At 71.8% G+C, this 13933-nt stretch carries 16 protein-coding genes; 13 read left to right on the top strand and 3 right to left on the bottom strand.

What is annotated here, in order from left to right; translation table 11 throughout:
* The first annotated feature begins 153 nt into the window (after positions 1-153).
* The 4 genes from DK419_RS03950 (at position 154) to DK419_RS03945 (ending at position 2092) form a co-directional block, all read left to right on the top strand.
* Positions 154-1110 (top strand): NAD(P)/FAD-dependent oxidoreductase, encoded by a 957-nt coding sequence (locus DK419_RS03950; RefSeq protein WP_109957941.1) that lies wholly within the window; start codon positions 154-156, stop codon positions 1108-1110.
* Positions 1110-1298 carry a hypothetical protein gene (locus tag DK419_RS28485; protein ID WP_162561138.1) on the top strand — a complete coding sequence of 63 codons (189 nt, stop codon included), beginning with the start codon at positions 1110-1112 and terminating at the stop codon, positions 1296-1298. The genes DK419_RS03950 and DK419_RS28485 overlap by 1 nt, the downstream gene beginning before the upstream one ends.
* 109 nt (positions 1299-1407) lie before the next feature.
* On the top strand, positions 1408-1551 hold the full coding sequence (locus DK419_RS29010; protein ID WP_167450825.1) for a hypothetical protein: 144 nt from the start codon (positions 1408-1410) through the stop codon (positions 1549-1551).
* 43 nt (positions 1552-1594) lie between these two features.
* Positions 1595-2092, top strand: a complete 498-nt coding sequence (locus DK419_RS03945; RefSeq protein WP_208642278.1) for a CinA family protein — start codon at positions 1595-1597, stop codon at positions 2090-2092.
* Between the two features lie 16 nt (positions 2093-2108).
* On the opposite strand, the gene DK419_RS03940 is transcribed toward DK419_RS03945, so the two are convergent.
* Positions 2109-3344 (bottom strand): branched-chain amino acid ABC transporter substrate-binding protein, encoded by a 1236-nt coding sequence (locus tag DK419_RS03940; RefSeq protein ID WP_109957940.1) that lies wholly within the window; start codon positions 3342-3344, stop codon positions 2109-2111.
* Between the two features lie 408 nt (positions 3345-3752).
* Here DK419_RS03940 and DK419_RS03935 point away from each other — a divergent pair, with 408 nt between their 5' ends.
* The 8 genes from DK419_RS03935 to DK419_RS03900 all read left to right on the top strand — a co-directional run bounded on the left by DK419_RS03935 (position 3753) and on the right by DK419_RS03900 (position 10798).
* Positions 3753-4886, top strand: a complete 1134-nt coding sequence (locus DK419_RS03935) for a PepSY-associated TM helix domain-containing protein (RefSeq protein ID WP_245442820.1) — start codon at positions 3753-3755, stop codon at positions 4884-4886.
* A 125-nt stretch (positions 4887-5011) separates the two neighbouring features.
* Positions 5012-7234 (top strand): phosphoribosylformylglycinamidine synthase subunit PurL, encoded by a 2223-nt coding sequence (gene purL / locus DK419_RS03930; protein WP_109957939.1) that lies wholly within the window; start codon positions 5012-5014, stop codon positions 7232-7234.
* Positions 7235-7576: 342 nt separating this feature from the next.
* Positions 7577-7813 carry a BolA family protein gene (locus tag DK419_RS03925; protein WP_048435231.1) on the top strand — a complete coding sequence of 79 codons (237 nt, stop codon included), beginning with the start codon at positions 7577-7579 and terminating at the stop codon, positions 7811-7813.
* 35 nt (positions 7814-7848) lie between these two features.
* Positions 7849-8379, top strand: a complete 531-nt coding sequence (locus DK419_RS03920) for a DUF29 domain-containing protein (RefSeq protein WP_109957938.1) — start codon at positions 7849-7851, stop codon at positions 8377-8379.
* Between the two features lie 76 nt (positions 8380-8455).
* Positions 8456-8794, top strand: coding sequence for a Grx4 family monothiol glutaredoxin (gene grxD / locus DK419_RS03915; RefSeq protein WP_109957937.1), 339 nt, complete (start codon positions 8456-8458; stop codon positions 8792-8794).
* 123 nt (positions 8795-8917) lie between these two features.
* Positions 8918-9814 (top strand): NAD(P)/FAD-dependent oxidoreductase, encoded by an 897-nt coding sequence (locus tag DK419_RS03910; RefSeq protein ID WP_109957936.1) that lies wholly within the window; start codon positions 8918-8920, stop codon positions 9812-9814.
* A gap of 213 nt (positions 9815-10027) precedes the next feature.
* A complete protein-coding gene (locus DK419_RS03905) occupies positions 10028-10210 on the top strand; it encodes a hypothetical protein (RefSeq protein WP_109957935.1) in 183 nt (60 codons plus the stop codon).
* A 396-nt stretch (positions 10211-10606) separates the two neighbouring features.
* Complete coding sequence (locus DK419_RS03900; RefSeq protein ID WP_109957934.1) at positions 10607-10798, top strand: hypothetical protein; 192 nt, start codon at positions 10607-10609, stop codon at positions 10796-10798.
* A gap of 32 nt (positions 10799-10830) precedes the next feature.
* On the opposite strand, the gene DK419_RS03895 is transcribed toward DK419_RS03900, so the two are convergent.
* Both DK419_RS03895 and DK419_RS03890 read right to left on the bottom strand, forming a co-directional pair.
* Complete coding sequence (locus DK419_RS03895) at positions 10831-11730, bottom strand: hypothetical protein (RefSeq protein ID WP_109957933.1); 900 nt, start codon at positions 11728-11730, stop codon at positions 10831-10833.
* Between the two features lie 100 nt (positions 11731-11830).
* On the bottom strand, positions 11831-12772 hold the full coding sequence (locus DK419_RS03890; protein WP_109957932.1) for a ring-cleaving dioxygenase: 942 nt from the start codon (positions 12770-12772) through the stop codon (positions 11831-11833).
* Positions 12773-12901: 129 nt separating this feature from the next.
* On the opposite strand from DK419_RS03890, the gene DK419_RS03885 reads away from it, so the two are divergent.
* Positions 12902-13915, top strand: a complete 1014-nt coding sequence (locus tag DK419_RS03885; RefSeq protein ID WP_109957931.1) for a LysR family transcriptional regulator — start codon at positions 12902-12904, stop codon at positions 13913-13915.
* Positions 13916-13933 lie beyond the last annotated feature (18 nt).

Here is a 13933-nt window from a genome sequence, read left to right as displayed (position 1 = left end):
CTTAATGCTGCAAGTTCGAGGCCTCAAGCCGGCCGCCGAAAGTTCCCGCACCGGACCCAAGAGATTTCGCACGATTGATTGGCACCACAGCGAAACCTCGCGCGTTGACGCAAGGACCGCGGGAGAGGCGGCCGATACCGAGGAGAGGCGGGCGTGAACTGGGACGGGACCATCGCGATCATCGGGGCGGGCATCGCCGGCGCCGCCGCGGCGCACCGTCTGCGCGAGGCCGGCCGGCGCGTCGTCGTGCTCGACAAGGGCCGGGGCCCCGGCGGCCGGATGGCGACGCGGCGCGGCCCGGGCGAGTTCCGCTTCGATCACGGCGCACAATATTTCACCGCCCGCGACCCCCGCTTCCGGGCGCAGGTCGCGGACTGGACGACGCGGGGCGTCGCGGCCCCCTGGGGCGGGGCCGACCGCTTCGTCGGCACCCCCGGCATGACCGCGCCGGTGCGCGACCTCCTCGACGGCACCGATCTTCGCTGCGGGCGCGCCGTCGGCCGTCTGGTGCGGGAGGGACGGGACTGGCGCCTCGCGGAGGCCGACGGGACGGCCCTCGCGGACGGGGAGGCGTTCTCGGCCGTCCTCCTGACCTGCCCCTCGCCTCAGAGCCTCGCGCTGCTGGCGGGCGCCGGCGAGGATCTGCCGGGCGTGGCGGAGGTGGCCTATGCCCCGTGCTGGACCCTGATGCTGGCGCATGACGGGCCTCCCCTCTCCTCCGGCGCGCCCGTGCGGGAGAATCGCGATCCGGATGCCGCGGTCGCCTGGATCGCGCAGAACGGCAGCAAGCCGGGGCGCGCGGGCGCCGGCACCCTGGTGGCCCATGCCTCGGCGTCCTGGTCGCGCGCCAACCTCGAATGCGAGGCGGACGACGTCGCCGAGCGCCTGGTCGCGGCCCTGCGGGATCTCGTCCCGCTCGGGGAGATCCGCCACCGCGCCGCCCATCGCTGGCGCTACGCCGCGGTCGAGCGGGCCGTGGGCGAGCCCTGCCTGTTCGCGCCCGAGACCGGCCTCGGCTTTGCCGGCGACGGCTGCCTCGGGCCGCGGGTGGAGTTCGCCTATCTCAGCGGCCTCGCGCTGGCCGGGCGGGTGCTCGGGGAGGCGGCGTGATGGCGAAGGCGACGGCCGAGGTCACGGCCAAGGTGCGGGAGCGCACCGCCCGGCAGGCGCGGCCGGGACACGCTCGGCCCTTCGTGGCGCCCCGCCACATCCGGACCATCGTTCCGCCCAAAGGTGGTGCGACAGGTCTTCCAACCGGGATGCGCACCATCCCGAAAGCCGGCGCCGCCGGCCCCTGAAGGTCGGAGTCCTCCGGCCCTGCCCACACCACAGGGAGCCCATGAAACCGGGCCGGGAGGCGCGTAGCCTCCACGGTTCTCCTCGAATCCTTCACGTCGGGTGAGTCCAATGTCTGATGCGTCCCTCTTCCTCCACATCGCCGCCTCGCTGACCTTCGTGGGCCTCGTCGGCCTCGGCATCGGCCGGGCCCTCGATGCCTGGGTGCGGCTGGCGCCGACCGGCGGCGACGACGAGGGCGCCCTGGCGGAGTAGGGCCCGGACGGATAGGGTTCCCCCGGATCAGGAGGACGCCGCCTTGCGCGAGGTGATGGACAGGGCCGGGCGCATCGCCGCCCTGCTGACGGCCCGGCGGGAGACCGTCGCGGTGGCCGAATCCTCCGCGGGCGGCCTCGTCTCCGCGGCCCTGCTCGCGGTGCCGGGCGCCTCCGCCTACTATCTCGGCGGTGCGGTGGTCTACACGGCCCAGGCACGCGAAGCCCTGATCGGACTCGACGCGGCCGGCATGGCGTCCTTGCGCAGCGCCAGCGAACCCTACGCCGAGCGCGTCGCCGGCCTGGTGCGCGAGCGCCACGGCGCGGTCTGGGGCCTGTGCGAGACCGGCGCCGCGGGCCCCCGCGGCAACCGCTACGGCGACGCGGCCGGCCATACCTGCCTCGCCGTCGCCGGGCCCGTCACCCGCCGCCTGACCCTCGAGACCGGCCACGGCGACCGCGCCGCCAACATGGAGGCCTTCGCGGCCGCCATGCTCGACGCCTTCCTGGACGCACTCGCGGAGGCGGACCGGACCCCGTGAGGGGCCCGGCACGAACTCAGCTCGGCCGGTCCATCCGGCAGGTGGTCGGCAGCAGCGTGTCCTTGGTCTCGACCCGGCCGATCATCTTCCAGCCCCAGCCGGTCCCCTCCTCGTCGAAGCGCATCCCGGGCTCCATCGGGCCGAAGGAGTGGACGAACATCGTCTGGAAGTACTGGTGGTCGTCGGGCCGCACGTAGCCCTCGCTGCCGATATGCGGCTTGAGGCGGGCCTGTTCGAGCTTGGGCGCCACCTTGCGGGCCTCGGACGAGCCGGCCGCCTGCATCGCGGTCAGGAGCGCGTTCATCGCGTTGAAGGCGCGCGGATAGGTCGAACCGATGCCGGTGCGGGCCCGGAACGCGGTCTCGAAATCCTGCGCGGCGGCATCGCCCTCGTTGGCGGCGCCCTGCGAGACCTCGAACACCCGGTGGGCGAGCCCGGTCTGGCGCACCACCGTCGGCCCGCCGGTGCCGCCGGCATAGTAGGTGTAGAAGCCGGCCTGGAGCCCGGCCTCGGCGGCGGCCTTGAGCAGCAGGTTGATGTCCTGGGCCCAGTTGCCCGTGATGACCGCATCCGCCCCCGAGGCGCGGATCTTGGCGACGTAGGGCGCGAAGTCGTTGACCTTCTGCAGCGGCGTCACCTCGTCGCCGACGATCTCGATGTCCGGCCGCTTCGCCTTCAGCATGGCGCGGGCCTGCGACCGCACCGACTGGCCGAACGAGTAGTCCTGGTTGATCAGGTACACCTTCTTGATCTCGGGCCTGGTCTTCATGAAGCTCGTCAGCGCCTCCATCTTGATGTCCGAGTTGGCATCGAAGCGGAAGTGCCAGTAGTTGCACTTCTCGTTGGTCAGCGACGGGTCGACCGCCGAGTAGTTGATGTAGATGACCTGGCGATTCGGGTTGCGCTCGTTGTGCTTGGCGACGAAGTCGGTGAGGGCCGCGGCCGCCGAGGAGCCGTTGCCCTGCACCACGACCCGGGCCCCGGCATCGATGCCCTTCTGGGCGGCGATCAGGGTCTCCTGCGGGTTGACCTTGTTGTCGTAGGCCAGCACCTCGAAGCGGAACTGCTTCTGGCGGGCGTTCAGCACCTCGGCCATGTACTGGAAGTGGCGCAGGCCCGCCTCGCCGGTCGGCGCGCCGCCGCCCGAGAGCGGATCGATGAAGGCGATCTTCACCGTCTCCTGCGCGACGGCGGGGCCGCACAGGCTGAAGATGAGGACGGCGCCGCGCAGCGCCTGGCGGATGGGCGTCATGCTTCCTCTCCTCTCGGCCGCGGTCGTCTCAGGTCCCGTTCGGGCCGGCGCCGCGTTGCCGGCCCGGAGAGTCCGACCTGGAGCGGAGTCGCGTCAAGACGAAAACCGCGATCGACACGCCGCACCCACGTTTTACATGTAATATGCATTGGATAAACAAATCTGTGGCGAAAGATCATCTGATAGATCGGCATAATCTGGAATTATTACAATGAAGTCCAGGTCTTCGACCCGATCGGGATCGTTGACACCCGCATCGTTCGCGGCATAAGCGACGCGGCGACGAAGATTCCAGCCGATGATCTTTCGGCACCGCCCCGTCGGCCGGGCGCGCGACGCGGGAAAACCGACCATGTTTCAGCCCGACGTGGCCTTCGAGACCGTCCCGGCCCGCACGGGGTGCCGACGGTGAGAGCCGTCCTGTTCCAGCTCCACTGGTTCCTCGGCCTGACCGCCGGCCTCGTCCTGATGGTGATCGGGACGACCGGGGGCCTGCTCAGCCTCGAGGACGACGTCACGGACCTGTTGAGCCCCGGCATCGTCACCGTCCCGGCGCGGGAGACGCCGCGGCTGACGCCGGACGCGCTGATCGCCCGGCTGAAGGACGAGGCGCCGGGACGGCGCGTCACGCTCATGGTGCTGAACGGCGCGCCCGACCGGGCGGCGCGGGTGCGCCTCGCCGGGGGGCCGGGTAGGTCTACGGAGACCCGAGGCACCGAGACCTATGTCGACCCCTACGACGGAAAAATCCTCGGGCCGGCGCGGGGCGAGGCGTTCTTCGACGACGTGCGGCGGCTCCACCGCTGGCTGCTCCTGCCCGGCAACGGCGACGGCTGGGGCCGCACCGTCACCGGCGCCTCGGCGCTGGCGCTGGTCTACCTGGCCCTGTCGGGCCTCTACCTCCGCTGGCCGAGGGGCCGGCGCGACTGGCGGGTGTGGCTGAAGCCGGCGCTCAACCGCCGCGGCCGGGCGCTCCACTGGTCGCTGCACGCGGTCGTCGGCACCTGGGCCCTGGTGCTCTACCTCGCGATGGCGCTCACCGGCCTGTGGTGGTCCTACGGCTGGTACCGCGACGGGGCCACGTACCTGCTCACCGGCCGCCCGGCCGCCGCGGCGCCGGCCCGGGGCATGGGAAAGCGGGACGGCGCACCCGTCCCCCTCGACCCCGCCTTCGCGGCCTTCGCGGCCTCGGCGGGCCCCTACGCCACCGCCGCGATGAGCCCGGCCCGCGAGGGCGAGACGGTCCGCATCCGCGCCGTGGCCCCGGACGCCGCCCATTTCCAGGCCCGCGACGAGTGGCGCTTCCGCCCCGACGGCAGCCTCGAGACCCGCGACCTCTACGCCGAGCGGGCGCTCGGGGCGCGGCTGACCGGCAGCATGCTGGCCCTGCACGAGGGCCGGTTCTTCGGCCCGGTCGGCCGGATCGCCTTCATGCTGGCGTCGCTCGCCATGCCGCTCTTCGGGGTGACGGGCCTCCTGCTCTATCTCGGCCGCCGCCGCAGCCGGCGGCGCCACGCGATCGCGTCGGCCCAGGCTGCCTGACGCCGCCTGAAGCGTGCCCGACGCCGCCCGAGGCCCCCGCCCGCATTCGCGCGAGTTGCCTTTCGGTCCCCTCAGGCAGTAAGCGCACGGGCAGCAGGGCCGCCCGACCGGCGAGAGGATGCCGCATGATCCGCAACGACGTCTCCATCACGCCCGAGCTCGTGCGCCAGCACGGCCTGACCGAGGACGAGTACCAGCGCTTCGTCGGGCTGATCGGGCGCGAGCCGACCATCACCGAGCTCGGCATCGTCTCGGCGATGTGGAACGAGCACTGCTCGTACAAGTCCTCCCGCCTCCACCTGAAGACGCTGCCGACCAAGGCGCCGTGGGTGATCCAGGGCCCGGGCGAGAATGCCGGCGTCATCGACATCGGCGACGGGCTTGCCTGCGTGTTCAAGATGGAGAGCCACAACCACCCGAGCTTCATCGAGCCCTACCAGGGCGCGGGCACCGGGGTCGGCGGCATCCTGCGCGACGTCTTCACCATGGGCGCGAGGCCGATCGCGGCCTTGAACGCGCTGCGCTTCGGCTCGCCGGACCATCCGCGCACGCCCCACCTCGTGTCGGGCGTGGTCGCGGGCATCGGCGGCTACGGCAATTCCTTCGGCGTGCCGACGGTCGGCGGCGCGGTCGGCTTCCACACCCGCTACGATGGCAACATCCTGGTCAACGCCATGGCGGTCGGCCTCGCGAAGACCGACGCGATCTTCTACGCCGCCGCCACGGGGGTGGGTAACCCGATCGTCTATCTCGGCTCGAAGACCGGCCGCGACGGCATCCACGGCGCCACCATGGCGTCGGCCGCCTTCGACGCCTCGTCCGAGGAGAAGCGCCCGACCGTGCAGGTCGGCGATCCCTTCGCGGAAAAGCTCCTGCTCGAGGCCTGCCTGGAGCTGATGCAGTCCGGCGCCGTCATCGCGATCCAGGACATGGGCGCGGCCGGGCTCACCTGCTCGGCGGTCGAGATGGGCGCCAAGGGCAATCTTGGGGTGGAGCTGAACCTCGACGCGGTGCCGACCCGCGAGCCCGGCATGACCGCCTACGAGATGATGCTCTCGGAGAGCCAGGAGCGGATGCTCATGGTGCTCAAGCCCGGCATGGAGGAGGAGGCGCAAGCCATCTTCGTGAAGTGGGGCCTCGACTTCGCGATCATCGGCCACACCACCGACACGCTCCGCTTCGTCATCAAGCACGGGGCTGAGACGGTCGCCGACCTGCCGATCAAGGAGCTCGGCGACGAGGCGCCGCTCTACGACCGGCCGCACCGCCAGAACGCCTACCAGCCCGAGATCAAGCCCGAGGACGTGGCGGCGCCGGTGCGCAACGTCGATGCGCTGATGAGGCTCGTCGGCTCGCCGGACCTGTGCTCGAAGCGCTGGGTCTACGAGCAGTACGACCACTACATCCTCGGCAACACCGTGCAGAAGCCCGGCGGCGACGCCGCGGTGGTGCGGGTCGAGGACGGGCCGAAGGGCCTGGCGATCACCACCGACGTGACCCCGCGCTACTGCGAGGCCGACCCGGTCGAGGGCGGCAAGCAGGCCGTGGCGGAAGCCTGGCGCAACATCACGGCGGTGGGCGGTCGCCCGCTCGCGATCACCGACAACCTCAACTTCGGCAACCCGGAGAAGCCGGAGGTGATGGGCCAGTTCGTCGGCTGCATCCAGGGCATCGGCGAGGCCTGCCGCGCCCTCGACTTCCCGGTCGTGTCCGGCAACGTCTCGCTCTACAACGAGACCGAGGGCGTCGGCATCCTGCCGACCCCGACGATCGGCGGCGTCGGCGTGGTCGACGACGTGAACCGGATCGCCACGGTCGCGTTCAAGCGCGACGGCGACGCCCTGGTGCTGATCGGCGCGACGAAGGGCTGGCTCGGCCAGTCGGCCTATCTCGCCACGATCTGCGGCCGCGAGGAGGGGGCGCCGCCCCCGGTCGACCTCGCCGCCGAGAAGCGCAACGGCGACTTCGTGCGCGGCCTCATCACCTCGGGGATCGTCGACACCGTCCACGACCTCTCCGACGGTGGCCTCGCGGTCGCGGTGGCCGAGATGGCGCTCGCCGGCAATATCGGCGCGGTGCTGCCCGAGTGCCCGCTGCCGGTGGCCTGCCACGCCTACCTGTTCGGCGAGGACCAGGGCCGCTACCTCCTGGCGGTGGAGCCCGACGCGGTGGCCGACCTGCTCTACAGCGCCAGCGCGCAAGGCATCGACGCGGCGGTGATCGGCGTCACCGGCGCCGATTCGCTGACCCTGCCGGGCGACGAGATCGTCGCCCTCGACACCCTGCGCACGGCGCATGAGGGCTGGCTGCCGAGCTACATGGCGGGTCCGGCGGCGGACGCGGCTTGACGATGCCTCGGGCGCTTTGATCGTTTGATCCCACCCACCACCTCATCCTGAGGTGTCAGTTCATCGCAGATGGACCGACCTCGAAGGAGAGCTCCAGACGCCTCGGCGCTCCCTGGAGCCCTCCTTCGAGGCTCCCTTTCGGTCGCACCTCAGGGTGTGGTTGCGGGTGGGAGCCAACGGGCTCATACGATTTCCGGCTGATCGCGTCGCGATGCGGAAATCAGCTTCGCTCAAGCGCCGCGCGGGCTGGTCATACGAGATCCGGAAGTAATCTTCCGGATCTCGTATCACTTGTCTTGGATATCCTCGAAGCAACCCGATTCCGAGTAGGAGACGACCCCGATGCCGATGGATGCCCGCGAGATCGAGGCGATGATCAAGGAGGCCCTGCCCGACGCCACGGTCGAGATCCGCGACCTCGCCGGGGACGGCGACCACTACGCCGCCACCGTCGTGTCGGCGGCGTTCAAGGGCAAGTCGCGGGTGCAGCAGCACCAGATGGTCTACGGCGCGCTCCAGGGGCGCATGGGCGGGGTGCTGCACGCCCTTGCCCTGACCACGGGCGTGCCGCAGGATTGACGCCTTCAGGACCGACGCCCTCGGAGGGCCGCCGCATGGACGAGATCCGCACGGATCAGCCGAGCCTCTACGACGAGGACGTCGTCGCCTGGGCGGAGCAGCAAGCGGCGGCCTTGCGCGCCCTCGGGGCGCGGCCGGACCTCTCGAACACCCTCGACTGGGACAACATCATCGAGGAGGTCGAGTCGGCGGGACGGTCGGAGGTCAGCACCGTCGAGAGCGCTCTACGCCTCGTGCTCGTGCATCTGATCAAGCACATCTCGGCGCCGCACCTGCCGCCGTCATACCATTGGCGCTCGGAAATCGTGGCGTTTCAGATCACCGGGCGATCGAGCTACCGTGCCTCGATGCGGCGGAAGATCGATCTCGACAAGGTCTGGCGCGATGCAGTCGTCCAGGCGGAGGCGAACCTTGCCGCCTACAACGACGCGCCGGTGGCGGGTCTGCCCGAGACCTCGCCCTTCACGTTGGACGAACTCGTCGCCGGGGACTTCGACGTCGATCGCAGCCTGATCCAGCTCGCCGCATCGCTCGATTCCACGCGGCCGGCGCGGCGTCGGCGCTGAGACCACGACCGGAGCGCCCACCTTGGACATTCCGGCCGTCCATCCTTACATGACATCCGGAACGAGGACCGTAGCCATGACCGACGTCAACAGCCGCATCGAGACCGAGATCAAGTCCGAGGACGTGGTCGTGTTCATGAAGGGCACGCCGCAATTCCCGATGTGCGGCTTCTCGGGCCAGGTGGCCCAGATCCTCAACTACCTCGGCGTGCCGTTCAAGGGCGTGAACGTGCTCGAGGACATGGAGATCCGCGAGGGCATCAAGGCGTTCTCGCAGTGGCCGACCATCCCGCAGGTCTACGTCAAGGGCGAGTTCGTCGGCGGCTGCGACATCACCCGCGAGATGTTCCAGTCCGGCGAGCTGCAGCAGATGCTCTCCGAGAAGGGCATCGCCACCAACACCGCCGCGGCCTGAGCCGGAAGGCTCGCCGGACGGACGACGAAGGGCGCGCGAGCGCCCTTTTTCGTGGGCGGTGCGGCGAAACCCGACCACCCTCGATGCGTCTATTCCGCAAGTGACGGCGCGCGGGACGGCGACATGCGGGACGTGATCATCGTGGGCGGCGGGCCGGCGGGCCTGTCGGCGGCGCTCATCCTGGGGCGCTGCCGGCGCCGGGTGCTGCTGATCGATGCGGGCCACCCGCGCAACGCGGTGACGCCGCACATGCACGGCTTCCTCGGGCGCGACGGCCGCCCGCCCGGCGCCTTGCGCGACGAGGGAATGCGGGAACTCGCCGCCTACGACACGGTCGAGATCTGGGACGGGCGCGTCGTCGACGCGGTGCGGGCGCCGGACGGGTTCCGCGTGGTGATGGACGACCAGCGCCGGGCCGATGCCCGCCGGATGATCCTCGCCACCGGCCTGCGCACCGACCTGCCGGCCGTCGAGGGCTTCTCGGAGTTCTGGGGCCACGGCGTCCACCACTGCCCCTATTGCGACGGCTACGAGAACCGCGACCGGCCGCTCGCGGTCTACGGCCCGGGCGAGGCCGGCAAGGGATTGGCCCTCGAACTCACCGCCTGGAGCCGCGACCTGACGCTCTGCACCGACGGGCCCTGCGACCTCGACCCGGCGGAGCGGGACCGCCTCGCCCACCAGGGCATCCGGATCGAGGAGCGCCCCGTCGCCCGGCTCGAGGGCGAGGACGGGCGCTTCGCGCGCCTCCGCCTGCGCGACGGCGAGGCGCTGGAATACGGCGCGCTGTTCTTCACCACTGGGCCCTGCATCCCCTCCCACCTCGTCGAGCGGCTCGGCTGCGACCTGTCGCGCAAGGGCACGGTGCCGACCGGCGACTACGAGGAGACGAACGTGCCGGGGCTCTACGTGGCGGGCGACGCCTCGCGCCGGGTCCAGCTCGCCATCGTGGCGGCGGCCGAGGGCGCGATGGCGGCCTTCGCCATCAACACGGAACTCCTGCGCGAGGATACCCGCTGATTCGCCCGCCCGATTCGCGACAGCATAGCAAAGGATACTATTCCGCCGATTCCCGCCGCGCCGCCTCCCGCCAATAACGCGGCAGCATCAGAGACTTGGCTCGCAGGACGGCGCCCCCGGAGCGGCCGGATGAGCCAACAATCGTCCTGTCAAGACTTTATCGCACGGCGAAGGTTTGTTAGCGTTTATTGGACGATCACGGGAGGGGCGCCCATGATAGCGCTGGCGCAGGCATGGCGGGCCGGGCTCACCCGGCGCACGCAGCGCACGATCGTGGCCCGCGAGGCCACGACGATCCGCAGCGAGCCCGAGCCGCCCGAGCACCACGAGCTCACCGCGCGCGAGCTGATCCGCATGGCGCAATCCGCCCGCGCCGCCACCGAGGCGCGGGGCTGAAGCCGCCCTCCACGCGTCGCCGAGGGCGCCTCACGCAGGCCGCCCGCCGGCGGAACCATCCGCTCGGAGCGAGGTTGGATAGCATCGCCGCGCAGGGCCACGACCCCGCGCCCGGTTTTGGCGCATCACCGCCCGGTTTACTGCATTGCACGCGATGTCGTCGTGCGGCGCACAATATCCGGCGTGCGGCGTCGCACATCGACCGGGCCGCTGCGACGCTAGAACCTCCGGCACAGTCGCGCGAGCGGGCCTCCGTCTTTCGGTGGTGGCCTGAAACTTTTTCTTGCGCGGTGACGCGCGGTGCGGAACTGTACGAGTTCTTCGCCGTTACTGTTCCTCAAGCGTGAGTATTGCGTACCCCCCACCAGCCACGGGCCGCGCGCCCGGGGGACAATCATGCCCGATTTCGAGTCACGGAACCTCGACGACGCCGAGAGCCTCGCCCGCCTCGCCGAGCTTCTTCATCCCACCAAGGTCGCCCGGACCGAGGCCAAGGCCCGCGGCCGCCGGCGCGCGGCGGCCGGCTTCCTGCCGGCGCAAGTGCCCACCGCCACCGGCCCGGCGGCACAGGCGCTCCAGCCCGCCTGAGCGCGCGGCCGAGGACGCCTCTCACATCGCCGCTACCAAGCCTGCGGGGTGATCAGCCCCTTGCTGGTGACCACGACCCAGGACCGTCCGCGCCGCTCGATCGCCTCGACCCGGCCCGCCCCCGGCAGCGTGTCGCCCGGGCCGATCTCGACGAGGCGGCGTTTGCGGTTCTCGATCATCGCCATCCCGTCATAGACGTCGCGCAGCACCCATCCCTCGATGGTGGCGGACTTCGCCTTGTCGGCGGGCTTGTCGGGCAGGCTGCCGGTCAGGGCCGGCTCCGCCGCCGCGACCGGCTTGTGGACCGCCACCGGGGCGACCGCCGAGGGAGCGGCGGCCACCGGAGCGGCGAGCACCGGGGCGGTGGCCGGCACGGCCGCGACCGGCGCGGGCGCCGGACGCTTGTCGAGCTTGTCGGTGAGCGCCGCCAGGCGGGCGGCCTGCTCGCGGTCGGCGTGCTCCTGGCGCTCGGCCATGGCGGCGAGGCGCTCGGCGACGGCCGCGACCTTGGCGGCGAGGTCGGCCTCCTGGCGGTGCAGCCGCTCCAGCCGCTCGGAGACCTGGCCCAGGCGGGCGCCCGTCTCGGTGCGGCCCTTGTCGGCGGCATCCTGGGCCTGGATCGTGCGGTCGCGCAGGAGCGACAGGTCGGTGGCGAGGCGGGTCGCCTCGCCGGTCCCGGCCTCGACGCGGCCCGAGAGCCGCGACCACTCGGCCTGCGGGATGCCGGCCCCGCCGCCCTGGACGGCGTTCATCACGGCCACCGTGGCCCCGCCGGCGAGCGCCCCGACGCAGGCGGCGCAGAGGAGACCGGCCGCGGTCGTCGTCTTCAGCTTCGGCCATCCCCGTCCGGACAGGGCCGCGAGACCACGCTTCGTCGGGGCTGCCGCGCCGTCCGGGGCCGGCGCGCCGGCGACGTCGTTCTGATCCACCATGACCCGAGCTTCCCAGAAATCCAGGAAGGTTTGGGTAACCATGTTTGGTTAACCGGTGGTTATCGGGCGGCCCGGGCCCGATGGCCCGGGCCGCCTCGCCTCACGCCAGCGCCGGCAGCACCCGCTCGATCTCGGCCCGGTGCGGCTCGAGGAAGGCCGGCAGCTTCAGGTCGGCGCCCAGGGCCTCCGCCGGCTCGTCGGCGGCGAAGCCCGGATCGTCGGTCGCGATCTCGAACAGCACGCCGCCCGGCTCCCGGAAGTAGACCGAGCGGAAGTAGTTGCGGTCGCGCTGCTCGGTCACCTGGAGCCCGAGCGCCCCGGCCCTCTCGGCCATCGCCGCCTGGCCTGCGTCGTCGTCGGCCCGGAAGGCGATGTGGTGGACCGAGCCGCCCCCGGAGCGGCCGGGCAGGAAGTCGCCGACCTCCCGGAGCGTGACGGAAGCCCCGAGCCCGGCCGTACCCCGGTAGCGGGTGAGCGCGCCCTCCCGCCCGGCCTCCTCGAACCCGAACACCTCCGTCAGCACCCGGGCCGTGGGGGCGGCCTGGCGCAGCATCAGCGTCACGCCGTGGAAGCCCCGGACCGCGTGCTCGGCCGGCACCTCCGACCCGGCCCAGGCCGGCTCGCCGTCCGCCCCCGCGACGCCGACGAGGGCGAGGCGCATTCCGTCGGGATCGCGGAACGGCAGCACCGTCTCGCCGAAGACCTTGGCGGGCGCCTCGAAGGCGATGCCCGCCGCGACGAGGCGATGCGTCCAGTAGCCGATCGAGCCTTCGGGGACCCGGAACGCCGTCTCCTCCGTCTGCCCGACCCCGACCCGGCCGGGGGCGACGTGCTCCCAGGGGAAGAAGGTCAGGATGGTGCCGGGGGCGCCGTCCGCGTCGCCGTAATAGAGGTGGTAGGTGCCGGGATCGTCGAAGTTGACGGTCTTCTTCACCAGCCGCAGCCCGAGGACGCGGGTATAAAAGTCGAGGTTGCGGCGCGCCGGGCCCGAGATGGCGGTGACGTGGTGCAGGCCGGCGGAGGTGGTGCTGGTGGTCGTCATGGCGAGGGACTCCCGTCTGGCGGACCGGCGGGGAAGCCGTCGGGTTCGCTTTGCGATGACGGCAATCTAGGGATTGCCCTCGCGGCCAGAAATAGAAACAATCGAAACCCATCGTTTCCGGACGCGACCATGCCGCTGCCCGATTTCGAAGCCTGGGCGATCTTCGCCCGGGTGGCGCAGACCGCCTCGTTCTCCCGCGCCGCGGCCGAGCTCGGCCTGTCGAAGGCCACGGTCTCGAAGGCGGTGAGCCGGCTCGAGCGGCGCCTCGGCGCAGGCCTGCTGCACCGCACCTCGCGCCGCCTCGCGCTCACCGAGGCCGGGCGCCTCGCCCTCGACGGCGCCGCCCGCATCCTGGCGGCGGGCGAGGCGGCGGAGGCCGAGGCCCTGGCGCAATCGGCCTCGCCGCGGGGCCTCGTCCGCCTCGCCGCCCCGATGTCGTTCGGCCTCGCCCACGTGGCGCCGCTCCTGCCCGACTTCCTCGCCGCGCACCCCGAGGTCGCGGTCGACCTGCACCTGAGCGACGCGCTCATCGACCTCGTCGGCGGCGGCTTCGACCTCGGCCTGCGCATCGCGGCCCTGGCCGATTCGAGCCTGCGCCTGCGCCGCCTCTGCGCGGTCGGCCGCTCGCTGGTGGCCGCTCCCGCCTACCTCGCCCGGGCCGGGCGGCCGGAGCATCCGCGCGACCTCCAGGACCATGCCTGCCTCGGCTACGCCTACCTGCCGAACCCGGAGCGCTGGCACTTCCACGACGCGACCGGCGCGGAGGTCACCGTGACGCCGACCGGGCGCCTCCGGGCGAACAACGCCGACGCGCTGACGCCGGCGCTCCTGGCGGGCCTCGGCCTCGCGGTGCAGCCGGACTTCCTGACCTGGGACGACCTGCGCGCCGGGCGGCTCGAGCGGGTCATGCCGCGCTGGTCGCCGCCGCCGGTCGGGCTCAACCTGCTGATGCCGCCGGGCGCCGCCCGGCCGGCCCGGGTCACCGCCCTGGTGGCGTTCCTGGAGCGGCGGCTCGCGGCGGCGCCATGGGCAAGGGAAGAATTTGGGGCAAGGGAGGAATTTGGGGCAAGCGAGGCCTTCGGGGCGAGCGAGGCGCCTGCGGCCGACGACGCGCGGCCGGGTTACAGAATCGCGAGCCCGTAACAATGCGGCTTTACAATG

Source organism: Methylobacterium terrae (assembly GCF_003173755.1).
In the GTDB taxonomy this organism is placed as follows: Bacteria; Pseudomonadota; Alphaproteobacteria; order Rhizobiales; family Beijerinckiaceae; genus Methylobacterium; species Methylobacterium terrae.
This window is presented reverse-complemented; position numbering and strand designations above follow the sequence as displayed.